Below are 14,276 nucleotides of genomic sequence, written 5' to 3' on the forward strand. Positions count from 1 at the left end.
CGGGCGGTTGTTCCACTTCGTGGCGGCCCGTGCCGCCGGCTACAGGATCCAGGCTCATGCATCCCATGCTCAACATTGCTGTCAAGGCTGCGCGCCGCGCCGGACAGATCATCAATCGCGCGTCCCTCGATCTCGACCTGATCGAGATCCGCAGGAAGCAGCAGAACGACTTCGTCACCGAAGTGGACAAGGCCGCCGAAGAGGCGATCATCGAGACGCTGAAGACCGCCTACCCCGACCACGCGATCCTCGCGGAGGAATCGGGCGAATCGGAGAACGAATCCGAATTCAAGTGGATCATCGATCCGCTCGACGGCACGACCAACTTCATCCACGGCTTCCCGTACTACTGCGTATCGATCGCGCTCGAGCACAAGGGCGTCGTCACGCAGGCCGTCGTCTACGATCCGAACAAGAACGACCTGTTCACGGCCACGCGTGGCCGCGGCGCGTACCTGAACGATCGCCGCATCCGCGTCGGCCGCCGCGACCGCCTGTCCGACGCACTGGTCGGCACGGGTTTCCCGTTCCGCGAGAAGGACGGCCTCGACGCGTATGCGCGCCTCTTCACCGAAATGACGCAGGCGTGCACGGGCCTGCGCCGCCCGGGCGCGGCGGCACTCGACCTCGCGAACGTCGCGGCCGGCCGCCTCGACGCGTTCTTCGAACAGGGCATCAACGTGTGGGACATGGCGGCGGGCAGCCTGCTGATCACCGAGGCCGGCGGCCTCGTCGGCAACTACACGGGCGATGCCGATTTCCTGCATCGTCATGAGATCGTCGCCGCGAACCCGAAGATCTACGCGCAGATGATCCCGATCCTGAACCGCTACACCCGCGTGCATCCGGCAGCCGAATAAGCCCCGGCTGCGCCCGCCGGTGCGGTGCGCTTCAACGGCCCGGGCCCGCTTCACGCGGCACGGGCCGTCGGCAAAGCGATGTCGCGTGCGTCGCTACCGCCCTTTTCGCTCTGGCGGCCGCATTTTTGCGTGGCATCTATATCGATGTGCTATGTTGGCCGGCATGAACGACAAGGGCGCTACGCCCGCCTGGCGTGCTTTCGACAAACTACTCGCCAGCACCGTGATGATGGAGCGACTTTCGCCTTCCGATGGTTCGGGGACGAAAAAATCTTCCCCGCGCTTCACGCTCCCGTCCTGAAGTTGCCCGAGTTGTCCGGCCTGGTCAGTATGCAGCCCGTCGTACCGCGTTTTCCAGCGATGAATGATTTGCATCCGGGATGCCCGCGTGGCGAACAACGCCCCCACCCGCATGCCTGCCCCGCCTGTTTCAACACCGCCACGACGTCGTGGCGACAGCATCCGAGTACCCATGTTACGGCTAAGCGAAATTAAACTCCCCCTCGACCATCCCGAAAGCGCTCTCGAAGCCGCGATTCGCGCGCGCCTCGAGGAGCTTGGCGTGGCGGCAGACGGGCTCGTCCGATACACCGTGTTCCGCCGTGCGCACGATGCACGCAAGCGCTCCGACATCAAGCTGACGTATATCGTCGATGTCGAAGTCAAGGACGAAGCGGCCGCGCTCAAGCGACTCGCCGGCAAGCCGCATTGCGGCGTCACGCCCGACATGGCGTACCACTTTGTCGCGAAGGCCCCCGAGCACACCGCTTTCCTGCGCCCGGTCGTCATCGGCATGGGGCCGTGCGGCCTGTTTGCAGGATTGATCCTCGCGCAAATGGGATTCCGCCCCATCATCCTCGAGCGCGGCAAGGCCGTGCGCGAGCGCACCAAGGACACCTTCGGCCTGTGGCGCAAGAGCGTACTCAATCCCGAATCCAACGTGCAGTTCGGCGAAGGCGGCGCCGGAACGTTTTCGGACGGCAAGCTGTACAGCCAGATCAAGGATCCCAACCACTATGGCCGCAAGGTGCTCGACGAATTCGTCAAGGCGGGCGCGCCGGAAGACATCCTGTATCTGAGCCGGCCGCACATCGGTACGTTCCGCCTCGTCAGCATGGTGGAAAAAATGCGCGCTTCCATCCACGAACTGGGCGGTGAAGTGCGCTTCGAAACCCGGGTCGACGACATCGAAATCGATCAGGGCAAGGTGCGCTCGCTCAAGCTCTCGAACGGGGAAACGCTCCGGTGCGACCACGTGGTGCTGGCCGTGGGCCACAGCGCGCGCGACACCTTCCAGATGCTGCACGATCGCGGCGTGTATATCGAAGCCAAGCCGTTTTCGCTGGGTTTTCGCATCGAACATCCGCAGGGGCTGATCGATCGCAGCCGCTTCGGCAAGTTTGCGGGCCACAAGCAGCTCGGCGCGGCCGACTACAAGGTGGTCCACCACTGCAGCAACGGGCGGGCCGTCTACAGCTTCTGCATGTGCCCTGGCGGCACGGTGGTCGCGGCGACCTCGGAGCCGGGCCGTGTGGTCACCAATGGCATGAGCCAGTATTCCCGGGCCGAGCGCAACGCGAATGCGGGCATCGTCGTCGGCATCACGCCGGAAGACTATCCCGGCGGTCCGCTGGCGGGCATCGCGTTCCAGCGCAAATGGGAAGAGCGCGCATTCGAACTCGGCGGCGGCGATTACCACGCGCCGGGCCAACTGGTCGGGGATTTCATCGCAGGCCGGCCGTCGACGTCGCTTGGCTCCGTGGAGCCGTCGTACAAGCCCGGCGTGCGTCCGACCGATCTCAGCACCGCGCTCCCGGACTACGTGATCGAAGCGATCCGCGAAGCGTTGCCCCAGATCGACAAGAAGATCGCGGGCTTCGCGATGCACGACGCCGTGCTCACCGGTGTGGAGACGCGCACTTCGTCACCGATCCGGATTCGACGCAAGGACGATTACCAAAGCATGAACGTCGAAGGCCTGTATCCGGCCGGCGAAGGCGCGGGATATGCGGGCGGCATCTATTCGGCCGCCATCGACGGCATCGAAGTCGCGCAAGCGGTGGCACTCAGTCTGACGTCGGCACACGCGTCCTGAGGTGCCGGACAGGATCGGCGCGCGAAGCGCCGTGAGCCGGATGACGCCGACTTTCGCGGGCCCGCCCGAGTGCGGGGTCGATTCGTCGGACAGCGCCGGCAGCAGCCGGTCGCGGTCTCCGGCACCTGGCCGAACGGCGAACTTCGCACTTGCACGTCGGGGCCGCTGGTAAACTCGGGCGACCAAAGCAACAAACCTGATGCCTGACCTATGACCACGTTGTCGCCCGAAGCCTTTGCAGGCCACACCCCGATGATGCAGCAGTACCTGCGCATCAAGGCCGACCATCCCGACACGCTCGTGTTCTACCGGATGGGCGACTTCTACGAGCTGTTTTTCGAAGATGCCGAAAAGGCCGCGCGCCTGCTCGACCTGACCCTCACGCAGCGCGGCGCGTCGGCCGGCACGCCGATCAAGATGGCCGGCGTGCCGCATCACGCGGTCGAGCAGTATCTTGCGAAGCTCGTGAAGATGGGCGAATCGGTCGCGATCTGCGAGCAGATCGGCGATCCGGCCACGTCGAAGGGCCCCGTCGAGCGCAAGGTCGTGCGCGTCGTCACGCCCGGCACGCTGACCGATGCCGCACTGCTGTCCGACAAGAACGACGTCTACCTGCTCGCGATGTGTACGGGCCACAACAAGCGCGGCGTCGCGGTCAACATCGGCCTCGCGTGGCTGAACCTCGCAAGCGGTGCGCTGCGGCTCGCCGAAATCGAACCCGAGCAGCTCGGCGCCGCGCTCGAGCGCATCCGGCCGGCCGAAATCCTGACGGCGGACGGCGCAACCGACGCCGTGCCGGCAGGCACGGGCGCAACCAAGCGCGTGCCGGCGTGGCACTTCGACATCGCGTCGGGCACGCAGCGCCTGTGCGACCAACTCGATGTCGCGAGCCTCGACGGTTTCGGTGCGCATTCGCTGACGAGCGCCTGCGGCGCGGCCGGCGCACTGCTGCTCTATGCAGCGGCCACACAAGGCCAGCAACTGCGGCACGTGCGCAGCCTGAAGGTCGAGAACGAAACCGAATACATCGGGCTCGATCCGGCCACGCGCCGCAATCTCGAGTTGACCGAGACGCTGCGCGGCACCGAGTCGCCGACGCTGTATTCGCTGCTCGACACCTGCTGCACGACAATGGGCAGCCGGCTGCTGCGTCACTGGCTGCATCACCCGCCGCGCGCGTCGGTCGCCGCGCAGTCGCGCCAGCAGGCGATCGGCGCGCTGCTCGAGGCACCGGCGAATGCAAGCCTCGATGCGCTGCGCAGCGCGCTGCGCCAGATCGCGGACGTCGAACGGATCACCGGGCGCCTCGCGCTGCTGTCCGCGCGCCCGCGCGACCTGTCGAGCCTGCGTGATACGTTCGCCGCGCTGCCGGCGCTGCGCGAGCGCATCAGCGCGATCGTCGCGAATGCGGACGCGCTCATCCGTGTCGACGCGGCGCTCGCGCCGCCCGCCGAATGCCTCGACCTGCTGACGAGCGCGATTGCGCCCGAGCCGGCCGCCATGGTGCGCGACGGCGGCGTGATCGCGCGCGGCTACGACGCCGAGCTCGACGAGCTGCGCGACATCTCGGAGAACTGCGGGCAGTTCCTGATCGATCTCGAAGCGCGCGAACGCACGCGCACCGGCATCGCGAACCTGCGCGTCGAATACAACAAGGTGCACGGCTTCTACATCGAGGTCACGCGCGGCCAGACCGACAAGGTGCCCGACGACTACCGCCGCCGCCAGACGCTGAAGAACGCCGAGCGCTACATCACGCCCGAACTGAAGACCTTCGAGGACAAGGCACTGTCCGCGCAGGAACGCGCGCTGGCGCGCGAGCGCGCGCTGTACGACGCGGTGCTGCAGGCGCTGCTGCCGTTCATCCCCGAGTGCCAGCGCGTCGCGTCGGCACTCGCCGAGCTCGACCTGCTCGCCGCATTCGCAGAACGCGCACGCGCGCTCGACTGGGTCGCGCCGACCTTCACCGACGAGATCGGCATCGAAATCGAACAGGGCCGCCACCCGGTCGTCGAAGCACAGGTCGAGCAGTTCATCGCGAACGACTGCCGGTTCGGCACGGAACGCAAGCTGCTGCTGATCACCGGTCCGAACATGGGCGGTAAGTCGACGTTCATGCGGCAGACCGCACTGATCGCGCTGATGGCTTACGTCGGCAGCTACGTGCCGGCGAAGTCCGCATGCTTCGGTCCGATCGACCGGATCTTCACGCGCATCGGCGCGGCCGACGATCTCGCGGGCGGCCGTTCGACGTTCATGGTCGAGATGACCGAAGCCGCGGCGATCCTCAACGACGCGACCCCGCAAAGCCTCGTGCTGATGGACGAGATCGGCCGCGGCACGTCGACGTTCGACGGCCTCGCACTCGCGTGGGCCATCGCGCGCCACCTGCTTGCGCACAACGCCTGCTACACGCTGTTCGCGACGCACTACTTCGAGCTGACGCAACTGCCGGCCGAATTCCCGCAAGCAGCCAACGTGCACCTGTCGGCCGTCGAGCACGGCCATGGCATCGTGTTCCTGCACGCCGTCAACGAAGGCCCGGCGAACCAGAGTTACGGCCTGCAGGTCGCGCAGCTCGCGGGCGTCCCGGCGCCCGTGATCCGCGCCGCGCGCAAGCACCTCGCCTATCTCGAACAGCAGTCGGCGGTACAACACACGCCGCAACTCGACCTGTTCAGCGCGCAGCCGGTGGTCGCCGACGATTTCGAATGCGCGGACGCGCCGGCGCTGCCCGACACGCCGCATCCGGCGCTCGAGAAGCTGCGCGACATCGACCCTGACGATCTCAAGCCGCGCGAGGCGCTCGACCTGCTGTACGAACTGCGCACGCTGGTCCGGTCGCACGATGCCGACGGGCACGCGTAAGCGCATCCCGCGGCGCCTGCCGGCCCGCGCCGCCGCCACGCTCGCCGCGGCGGTGCTGGCGCTCGCGCAGGCAGGCGCACTGGCAGCGCCGCCGAAGCGTGCAACCGCGCCCTACTCGTTCGCGGTCGTGTCGGGCGTCATCAACGTACCGGCTGACGAACCGGCAACCCAGCGGCTGCTCGATTCGATCGCGCGCGAGCGCAACCTCGCTTTCGTCGTCTATGCGGGCGATCTCAAGGGCTCGAAGGAAGCGTGCCGCGATGCGCTGTATTCGCAGCGCGGCGCGATCCTGGACGCCGCACGCGTGCCGCTCGTATTCATCCCCGGCCACGACGACTGGGTAACGTGCAACACCGTGGCCGGCGGCAACTACGATCCGGTCGAACGGCTCGACTTCCTGCGGCAGACGCTGCTCGCCGATTCGGCGCTGCCCGACCCGGGCGCGCTGCAGATCACGCGGGAAAGCGAGATCGCCCGGTTCCGGCCGTATCGCGAAAACGCACGCTGGATGCGCGACGACATCGTCTATGTCGCACTCAACGCGCCGGCGCCGAACAACCACTTCCTGACGGCCGGCGGCCGCAACGGCGAATTCGAGGACCGTGTCATCGCGAACGGATTCTGGATCGATCACGCAGCCGAATACGCGAAGCGGCGCGAAGCGCGTGCGATGGTGGTGATTTTCGAAGGCGATCCGCAATTCGAACGCTATGAACGCTCGGAGCGGTTCGCGTGGCTGCGTTTCAACCGGCCGCGCGTGCGCGACGGCTTCCGCGAGTTGAAACGAACGCTGGTGAAGGCGGCGGCGACGTTCCGCGGCCCGATACTGGTGATGCACGCGAGCGGCGAACCGCTCGCGAACGGCTTTCTGATCGATCGACCGCTGCGGACCGACGACGGCGACCTGGTGGGAAACGTGACGCGCGTCGCGATCGGACCGCGCTATCCGGCGAATCAGTGGGTAAAGGTGAGCGTGTCGCCGGCACGGCAGACGATCTTCAGCGTGAGCCTGCAGGAGGTACCGAAGAACCTGCCTGTGCCGCCCGCGCTGCCGCCCGTGCCGCACGACGATGTTCCGCTGCCGCAGATGCCGGAAATCCCCGCGTTGCCGGTGCTGCCCGACTCGTCGGCGGTCGCGCCGCCGCTGCAGGGTGACGGCGTCGCACCCGGCGGCGCGTCGTGGCCGGCACCGCCCCCTGCATCGGGGCCGGCGCCCGGCCTGCCTGCGAGCTCAGTGCAGGGTACGCCCTGACGGCGCTTCGCCGTCTTCGTCTTCGTCCTCGTCAACGATCTCGAGCCCTTCCGCGCCATGCGCGTGCTCATGCTCGATTTCGTCTTCGGTTGCCTCGCGAACGTCCTTCACCGTGAGTGCGAAACGCAGCGCCATGCCTGCCAGCGGGTGATTGCCGTCGAGCACGACCTTGTCTTCGGCGACGTCGGTGACCGTATAGATCAGCGAATCGACGTCCTCGTCGCCGTCTTCCGGCGTGCCTTCGAACTGCATGCCCACTTCGAGCGGCTCGGGGAAACGATCGCGCGGCTCGATCTTCACGAGTTCGGGATCGTAGTCGCCGAACGCGTCCTGCGGCTCGAGCTGAATCTGCGCCTGGTAACCCGGCTCGTGCCCGTCGAGCTGTTCCTCGATCTTGGGGAACGTGCCATCATAGCCGCCGTGCAGATAGACCATCGGCTCGTCGCTTTCCTCGATCAGATTGCCCTGTGCATCCGACAGCTTGTAAGTGACCGACACGACGGTGTTTTTTGCGATTTTCATCCAATTCTCCCAAATACAAGTCTCATTATACGATGCGCAACCGGTCTCAAGCCGAACCGCGGGATGCCGCTGCCGCCCCGCTCGGCGCGCCGCCTTCCGATCTTCCCACACCGCTGCTCGGCGGTCTCACGCCGGCGCAATTCATGCGCGGCTACTGGCAAAAGAAGCCGCTCCTGATCCGCCAGGCGATCCCCGGCGTTGCGTCGCCGGTCACGCGCGATGCGCTGTTCGAGCTCGCATCCGACTATGACGCGGAGTCGCGACTGATCACCCATTTTCGTAACAAGTGGCAACTGGCGCACGGCCCGTTCGAGCCCGGCTCGCTGCCGGCGGTCACGCGCAAGTCCTGGACCCTGCTCGTGCAGGGGCTCGACCTGCATGTCGACGCGGCACGCGCGTTGCTCGACCGCTTCCGCTTCATCCCGGACGCGCGGCTGGACGACCTGATGATCTCGTATGCAACCGACGGCGGCGGCGTCGGCCCGCACTTCGATTCGTATGACGTATTCCTGCTGCAGGTCGAAGGCCGGCGCCGCTGGCGCGTCGGTGCGCAGAAAGACCTGTCGCTGCAGCCGGACGTACCGCTGAAGATCCTCGAAAACTTCGAGCCGAGCGACGAATGGGTACTGGAGCCCGGCGACATGCTGTACCTGCCGCCGCACATCGCGCACGACGGCGTCGCAGAAGGCGAATGCATGACCTGCTCGATCGGCTTCCGGGCCCCGTCCGCGGGCGAACTGGGCGCCCAGTTCCTGTACTATCTCGCTGAGCGCGGCGGCCTGCGCGACGGGAACGGCGACGACCTCTACCGCGATCCGAAGCAGCCGGCCGTCGACATGCCCGCGCAACTGCCTCCGGCGATGGTCGAACGCGTCGCCGAGATCGTCGACGCAATCCGCTGGCGCAAGCGCGACGTCGCCGAATTCCTCGGCTGCTACCTGAGCGAGCCCAAACCGAACGTCGTATTCGACCCGCCCGCGCGCCCGCTGACCGAGGCCGCGTTCGTCGCGCAAGCGTCACGCCGCGGCGTGTGTCTCGACAGAAGGGCCGCATTGATGTATAACGCGCGATCGTACTTCATTAATGGCGAGGAAGGACCGCTCGAGCAAGCCGGCGAATGGCTGCCCGAACTGGCCAATCAACGCCAGATGGAGGCGAAACGGTTTGTAACACTATCTCGGGTTCCCTCGATGACAGCCTTGTTGCACGAGTGGTATCGTGCGGGCTGGATACGGGTCGGAAGCCGGAATTAGTGTGAGTCGCCCCGTATGCCCATACAGATCAAATTCTGTATGGGAAAGACAACGTATTGACCCCGCATTTGTCGACGGTCGATAGGAAAGTGCATATAATTTCCGCCCAAGCCGTAGGGAAGATTCACGCTCTAGAAGTGCGTCTCCACCAGCGGCCCAGGTCGGTGTTGGAGCACATTACCGGTATTGTTTCGCGCTGTTGCTTACCTTTAACCATAAAAGGACGTGATCATGAAGAAATCCCTCCTCGTAGCTTCCCTGTTGGCTGCTGTTGCACTGGCTGCTTGCAACAAGAGCGCTGATCAAGCTGCTTCGTCGGCTGCAAGCGACGCAGCTGCTGCTGCTTCGACGGCTGCTTCGGCAGTTGCTGGTGCTGCGAGCGACGCTTCGGCTGCTGCTTCGTCGGCAACGGCTGCTGCGAGCGACGCTGCTGCTGCAGTGGCGTCGGCTGCTTCGGCAGCGACGGCTGCTCCGGCTTCGGGCGCAAGCCAGTAAGCCTCAGCGTCAGCTGAAAAAAAAACCGGCCCGAGGGCCGGTTTTTTTACGTCTGCGGATTCCGGGGCGATCGCCCGGCCGCCGCACCGGGCCGCCGCAGCGGCCGCGCCCCACTCATCCGAGCATCAGCCAGTCGAATCCCGCGTCCTGCGTGGCCACGACCACCTCCTCCCCGCTCGTCCCCAGCACGCCGGCAAACGCCTGGCGCGCCAGTTCCGGCAGGTTGTTCTGCTGGCTCAGGTGCGCAGCGACCAGGTGCTTGAGGCGGCTGCGCTCGAGCGACGCGAGGATGTCCGCCGCCGCGTCGTTGCTCAGGTGGCCGTGGTTGCCGCCGATCCGCGCCTTCAGCGACTGCGGATAGCGGCTCGCGGCCAGCATCGCAGGGTCATGGTTGGATTCGAGCACCAGCGCGTCACAGCCGCTCAGGACGGCTGTGATGTGCGGCGTGGCCATCCCGACGTCCGTCAGTACGCCGAGCCGACTGCAGCCGTCCATAAAGACGAACTGGAGCGGTTCGCGCGCATCGTGAGGAACCGTATAGGGCATGACGGCCAGATCGCGTATCGCGGCCGTCTCGTCGCCCCACAGCACGTGGAGATCGACATCGGCTTCGTCCGCGCCTACCGCGCGCGCGGTGCCCCAGCTCATGTAGAGCGGCAGCGACGCGCGCCGGGCGAGCGTCAGCGCGCTGCCGACGTGGTCGCTGTGTTCATGGGTGATGAGGATCGCATCGAGATCATCGATGCCGAGATTCAGTCGGCCGAGCCGGCGCTCGACCTCCTTGGCAGAAAAGCCGCAGTCGAGCAGCACGCGGGTGGTCGTCGTGCCGCTCGTGGCCTCGACGACCAGCGCGTTGCCTTCGCTGCCGCTTCCGAGGCTGGCGAATCGCACGCGCTCAGTTCAGCTGCGCGTGCAGCAGCGAAATGATCCGCTGCGCGTCCGACGAGTTGTCGATCTGGCCGTTTGCGCCGACCACCGCGACCTGCGTGCCGCCGCTGCCTTGCGCACGCACGTTGACCAGGAATTCCCTGCCCGGCTTCGCCGCCGCCGGACCGCCGTAGAACAGCTTGCCGAACAGGCCGTCGCGCTTGAGCTCTTCCATCGAATTCGCATAGCGCACGGTGTACACGCCCTTCTCGCGGTCGCGATTGTCGACCGTGAAGTTGGTACGGTCGAGCGCGAGGCCCACGCGCAGCCACGCCCGGTCGAACGACTCGGCCAGCTGCAGCGTCGCTGCGCCGCTGCTCGTGTCGCTGACCTGCGCCGGCGCCGTCGCGGGACGCGCATCGGTCAGCAGTTGCTTGGCCTGCGCGTCGGTCAGGCCGAACTTCTGCATCAGCTTCGACAGGAACACGGCTTCGAGCACCGGGTTGCGCGGACGCTCTTCCCAGCGCGACGACGTGCCGCCCTGCGGGCCGACCATCATTTCTTCCATCGCGCTGTGCGTGATCGAGATGTCGGTATTGCCGTCCGACGTGCGGTTCACGAGCGTACGGAAACGGTCGCGCGTGCCGGACGAGTACGCGAAATCGATGACCTTGCCGATCGTGCGGCGGAACCAGTCGTCGGGAATGTTCGCGCGGTTCTCGGCCCAGTCGGTGGCCATGATGCCCGTCGACGGCGCGTCGGTCTTCAGCGAGAAGCCGTTCTCCTGCCAGAAATCCTTCAGGATCGGCCACAGCTGCTCGGGCGTCCGGCCATCGACGACGAGCCAGCGGCGATCGCCGTCGCGCTCGATGTGCATGCCAAGCGGATCCTGCGCGCTCGGGATGCCGTCGGTCGCGTTGCCGGCCTGCGTCGTGGCCCGCGGCGGCAACGTGCCGAGCCCCGCGTTGGTCGGCGGCGCGACGAACTGCTGGGTCGTCGGCACCGGCTTCAGGTCGCTCGGCACCGCGAGCGGCGGCGCCGAACCGGTGTTCTTGTAGTTGACCCGGTCGGGAGCCAGATAGTCGTTCAGCGTATCACAGCCAGCGAGCGCGCCCAGCGCCAGCGCCACCATCGACATCTGGATGGCGCGAGAGGAAAAGGCGAAACGTTTCATGAAATCCTTCGTCTTGCTTGAACGCTCGTCAGGAGCGGCGCCGGACGGAGCCGGCCGGTGCGGGTTGATCAGGGGTCGAGCCGGCGGCCGCAGGACGCGGCCGCCTCGGCATCAGGCGAGAACGCCGGCCTCGACGAGGGCCGAACGCACGGCATCGTGGTAGCGCTCGTCGAGCGCCGTGAGCGGCAGTCGGATGCCGCCCTGCATCTTGCCCATCGCCTGCAGTGCCCACTTCACCGGAATCGGGTTCGCCTCGATGAACAGGTTCTTGTGCAGCGACAGCAGCTTCATGTGCAGTTCGCGGGCCGTCTGCACGTCGCCGGCCAGCGCCGCGCGGCACAGCTCGCTCATCGCGCGCGGCGCGACGTTCGCCGTCACCGAGATGTTGCCGTGGCCGCCGAGCAGCATCAGCGCGATCGCGGTCGGATCGTCGCCGCTGTAGATCGCGAAATGCTTCGGCGCGGCCTTGATCAGGTGCGCGGCGCGATCGATGTTGCCGGTCGCTTCCTTCACGCCGATGATGCCCGGCACCTGCGCGAGACGCAGCATCGTCTCGTTCGCCATATCGGCGACCGTGCGGCCCGGCACGTTGTACAGGATCACCGGCAGGTCGACCGCTTCGGCGATCGTCCTGAAGTGACGGTACATGCCTTCCTGCGTCGGCTTGTTGTAGTACGGCACGACCTGCAGCGTCGCGTCCGCACCGACCGATTTCGCGTGCTTCGTCAGCTCGATCGCCTCGGCGGTCGAGTTGCCGCCCGCGCCCGCGATGATCGGGATGCGTTTCGCCGCATGCTCGACCGCCGTGCGGATCATCAGGATGTGCTCTTCGACGTTGAGCGTTGCCGACTCGCCGCTCGTACCGACGACGACGAGCGCATCGGTGCCTTCCGCGATGTGCCAGTCGATCAGTTTGCGAAACGCCGGCAGGTCGAGACTGCCGTCTTCGAGCATCGGGGTGACGATCGCGGGGATGCTGCCGCGGATTTGAATGCCGTCTTGGGTGCCGTTAGCCATGAAACGCGATTGATTGTGTACCGGTAAACGTTGAGATTGTAGCGGATTAGCCGGGCAGTTCGTAACGTGGAATTCCCGCCCCCGCCTTCGGGGTCGCGCCCTCGCGCACTGCGCAGAGACGCTGGACGAACGCCTCGCGCGGCGCGGCGACGAAACCGTCCTCGTACGCGATCACCCGCAGGCGGCCGTGCACGGCGTCCAGCAGCTCGCCCGGGGCGAGCAGGAACGCGGGGTTGGACGGTTTGCCGACCGTTTCGTTTCCTTGCGCGAAAGTTTCGTAGATGAGCACGCCGCCCGGCGCAACTGCATCGAGCAGATGGGGCCAGAGCGGACGGTGCAGATAATGGGTAACGATCACGGCGGAAAACCGCTCACCGGCCGGCAACGGCCACGGCGCGCCTTCGAGATCGGCGTCGCGCGCATCGACGCCCGCGATCGTGCGCAACGCGGCCAGCGCGACCGGGTCGCGGTCGAGCGCGACGACCGGATGCCCGTGCGACGCGAACCAGCGCGCATGGCGGCCGCCGCCCGCGGCGACGTCGAGCACCGCGCCGCCCGTCGGAACGAGCGGCGACCACCGGGCGACCCAGCGCGACGGCTCGACCTGTGCGACGTGGCCGCCCGCGGCGGCGATGACGGATTCGTTCATGCGCGCGGACCGGATTAGTTGTACGACAGGCCCATCGCGTCGCGCACGTCGCGCATCGTTTCCGTCGCGTACTTGCGCGCCTTGTCGCAACCGTCCGCGACGATCGCGCGCAGCAGCGACGGATCGTCCATGTACTTCTGCGCGCGCTCGAGCATCGGCTGCTGCTCGCGCAGGATGCCTTCGACGACCGGCTGCTTGCAGTCGAGGCAGCCGATGCCCGCCGAGCGGCAGCCCTTCTGCACCCATTCGTGCGTCGCTTCGTCCGTGTAGACCTGGTGCAGCTGCCACACCGGGCACTTGTCGGGATCGCCCGGATCGGTGCGGCGCACGCGCGCCGGATCGGTCGGCATCGTGCGGACCTTCTTCGTGATCGTGTCGGCGTCTTCACGCAGGCCGATCGTGTTGCCGTACGACTTGGACATCTTCTGCCCGTCGAGGCCCGGCATCCGGGACGCTTCGGTCAGGAGCGCCTGCGGCTCGACGAGGATGATCTTGCGCGCGCCTTCGAGATAGCCGAACAGGCGCTCGCGGTCGCTCATCGACAGGCTCTGCGATTCCTGCAGCATCGCACGCGCCTGTTCGAGCGCCTCGTCGTCGCCTTCCTGCTGATACGCGTTGCGCAGCTCGTGATAGAGCTTCGCGCGCTTGCCGCCGAGCTTCTTCGCGGCCTCGAGCGCCTTCTCCTCGAAACCGGGCTCACGGCCGTACAGGTAGTTGAAGCGGCGCGCGATCTCGCGCGTCATCTCGACGTGCGGCACCTGATCCTCGCCGACCGGCACAAGCGAGCCGCGATACAGCAGGATGTCGGCCGCCATCAGCACCGGATAGCCGAGGAAGCCGTAGGTCGACAGGTCCTTGTCCTTCAGCTTCTCCATCTGCTCCTTGTAGGTCGGCACGCGTTCGAGCCAGCCGAGCGGCGTGCTCATGCCGAGCAGCAGTGCGAGCTCCGCGTGCTCGGGCACCTTGCTCTGGATGAACAGCGTCGCCTGCGCCGGATCGATGCCGGACGCGAGCCAGTCGATCAGCACGTCCCAGACGTTCTTCTCGATGACCTCGGGAGTCTCATAGTGCGTCGTCAGCGCATGCCAGTCGACGACGCAGAAGAAGCACGGGTACTCGGACTGCAGTTTCACCCAGTTTTTCAGCACGCCGTGGTAATGACCGAGGTGCAGCGACCCGGTGGGTCGCATGCCGGAGAAAATACGTTCTGGGAACATGATTGTC

General features: G+C 66.4%; 13 protein-coding genes. 7 read left to right on the plus strand and 6 right to left on the minus strand.

Translation table 11 applies throughout. From position 1 onward, the window contains the following. Positions 1-56 precede the first annotated feature (56 nt). The 4 genes from BT264_RS13270 (at position 57) to BT264_RS13285 (ending at position 7,075) form a co-directional block, all read left to right on the plus strand. Positions 57-860 (plus strand): inositol monophosphatase family protein, encoded by an 804-nt coding sequence (locus BT264_RS13270; RefSeq protein WP_072437022.1) that lies wholly within the window; start codon positions 57-59, stop codon positions 858-860. A 472-nt stretch (positions 861-1,332) separates the two neighbouring features. Next, complete coding sequence (locus tag BT264_RS13275) at positions 1,333-2,955, plus strand: NAD(P)/FAD-dependent oxidoreductase (protein ID WP_072437021.1); 1,623 nt, start codon at positions 1,333-1,335, stop codon at positions 2,953-2,955. A 210-nt stretch (positions 2,956-3,165) separates the two neighbouring features. Further along, complete coding sequence (gene mutS / locus BT264_RS13280; RefSeq protein ID WP_072437020.1) at positions 3,166-5,823, plus strand: DNA mismatch repair protein MutS; 2,658 nt, start codon at positions 3,166-3,168, stop codon at positions 5,821-5,823. After that, the gene (locus BT264_RS13285) at positions 5,804-7,075 is read left to right on the plus strand and encodes a hypothetical protein (RefSeq protein WP_072437019.1); all 1,272 of its coding nucleotides are present in this window, start codon (positions 5,804-5,806) and stop codon (positions 7,073-7,075) included. The genes mutS and BT264_RS13285 overlap by 20 nt, the downstream gene beginning before the upstream one ends. Here the strand turns inward: BT264_RS13285 and BT264_RS13290 are convergent. Continuing rightward, positions 7,055-7,597 carry an FKBP-type peptidyl-prolyl cis-trans isomerase gene (locus BT264_RS13290; protein ID WP_072437018.1) on the minus strand — a complete coding sequence of 181 codons (543 nt, stop codon included), beginning with the start codon at positions 7,595-7,597 and terminating at the stop codon, positions 7,055-7,057. The two genes, BT264_RS13285 and BT264_RS13290, sit on opposite strands and share 21 nt — an antisense overlap. Before the next feature lie 32 nt (positions 7,598-7,629). Here BT264_RS13290 and BT264_RS13295 point away from each other — a divergent pair, with 32 nt between their 5' ends. Genes BT264_RS13295 through BT264_RS39590 form a run of 3 tightly spaced genes read left to right on the plus strand, consistent with a single transcriptional unit; the run spans position 7,630 to position 9,345 of the window. After that, a complete protein-coding gene (locus BT264_RS13295; protein ID WP_072437017.1) occupies positions 7,630-8,850 on the plus strand; it encodes a cupin domain-containing protein in 1,221 nt (406 codons plus the stop codon). 56 nt (positions 8,851-8,906) lie between these two features. Then, positions 8,907-9,152 (plus strand): hypothetical protein, encoded by a 246-nt coding sequence (locus BT264_RS40480; protein ID WP_011657350.1) that lies wholly within the window; start codon positions 8,907-8,909, stop codon positions 9,150-9,152. Further along, positions 9,082-9,345 carry a hypothetical protein gene (locus BT264_RS39590; RefSeq protein ID WP_041493100.1) on the plus strand — a complete coding sequence of 88 codons (264 nt, stop codon included), beginning with the start codon at positions 9,082-9,084 and terminating at the stop codon, positions 9,343-9,345. The genes BT264_RS40480 and BT264_RS39590 overlap by 71 nt, the downstream gene beginning before the upstream one ends. 114 nt (positions 9,346-9,459) lie before the next feature. Here BT264_RS39590 and BT264_RS13310 read toward each other — a convergent pair whose 3' ends face one another. The 5 genes from BT264_RS13310 to BT264_RS13330 form a co-directional block, all read right to left on the minus strand. After that, on the minus strand, positions 9,460-10,236 hold the full coding sequence (locus BT264_RS13310; RefSeq protein WP_072437015.1) for an MBL fold metallo-hydrolase: 777 nt from the start codon (positions 10,234-10,236) through the stop codon (positions 9,460-9,462). Between the two features lie 4 nt (positions 10,237-10,240). Beyond that, positions 10,241-11,386: an outer membrane protein assembly factor BamC gene (gene bamC, locus BT264_RS13315; protein WP_072437014.1), complete on the minus strand. Its 1,146-nt coding sequence runs from the start codon at positions 11,384-11,386 to the stop codon at positions 10,241-10,243. Positions 11,387-11,497: 111 nt separating this feature from the next. Continuing rightward, positions 11,498-12,403, minus strand: a complete 906-nt coding sequence (dapA, locus tag BT264_RS13320) for a 4-hydroxy-tetrahydrodipicolinate synthase (protein WP_072437013.1) — start codon at positions 12,401-12,403, stop codon at positions 11,498-11,500. Positions 12,404-12,449: 46 nt separating this feature from the next. Further along, the gene (locus BT264_RS13325) at positions 12,450-13,052 is read right to left on the minus strand and encodes a class I SAM-dependent methyltransferase (RefSeq protein ID WP_072437012.1); all 603 of its coding nucleotides are present in this window, start codon (positions 13,050-13,052) and stop codon (positions 12,450-12,452) included. Between the two features lie 14 nt (positions 13,053-13,066). Further along, on the minus strand, positions 13,067-14,269 hold the full coding sequence (locus BT264_RS13330; protein WP_012328807.1) for a tryptophan--tRNA ligase: 1,203 nt from the start codon (positions 14,267-14,269) through the stop codon (positions 13,067-13,069). Positions 14,270-14,276 lie beyond the last annotated feature (7 nt).

The organism is Burkholderia sp. NFPP32, assembly GCF_900119325.1.
Taxonomy (GTDB): Bacteria; Pseudomonadota; Gammaproteobacteria; order Burkholderiales; family Burkholderiaceae; genus Burkholderia; species Burkholderia pyrrocinia_C.

Bases quoted from the DNA above. Each gene is read 5' to 3' on its own strand.
- mutS (WP_072437020.1), top strand. From the start codon at position 3,166: ATGACCACGTTGTCGCCCGAAGCCTTTGCAGGCCACACCCCGATGATG.
- bamC (WP_072437014.1), bottom strand. From the start codon at position 11,386: ATGAAACGTTTCGCCTTTTCCTCTCGCGCCATCCAGATGTCGATGGTG.
- BT264_RS13275 (WP_072437021.1), top strand. From the start codon at position 1,333: ATGTTACGGCTAAGCGAAATTAAACTCCCCCTCGACCATCCCGAAAGC.
- BT264_RS13325 (WP_072437012.1), bottom strand. From the start codon at position 13,052: ATGAACGAATCCGTCATCGCCGCCGCGGGCGGCCACGTCGCACAGGTC.
- BT264_RS13285 (WP_072437019.1), top strand. From the start codon at position 5,804: ATGCCGACGGGCACGCGTAAGCGCATCCCGCGGCGCCTGCCGGCCCGC.
- BT264_RS13330 (WP_012328807.1), bottom strand. From the start codon at position 14,269: ATGTTCCCAGAACGTATTTTCTCCGGCATGCGACCCACCGGGTCGCTG.
- BT264_RS13295 (WP_072437017.1), top strand. From the start codon at position 7,630: ATGCGCAACCGGTCTCAAGCCGAACCGCGGGATGCCGCTGCCGCCCCG.
- BT264_RS13290 (WP_072437018.1), bottom strand. From the start codon at position 7,597: ATGAAAATCGCAAAAAACACCGTCGTGTCGGTCACTTACAAGCTGTCG.
- BT264_RS39590 (WP_041493100.1), top strand. From the start codon at position 9,082: ATGAAGAAATCCCTCCTCGTAGCTTCCCTGTTGGCTGCTGTTGCACTG.
- BT264_RS13270 (WP_072437022.1), top strand. From the start codon at position 57: ATGCATCCCATGCTCAACATTGCTGTCAAGGCTGCGCGCCGCGCCGGA.
- dapA (WP_072437013.1), bottom strand. From the start codon at position 12,403: ATGGCTAACGGCACCCAAGACGGCATTCAAATCCGCGGCAGCATCCCC.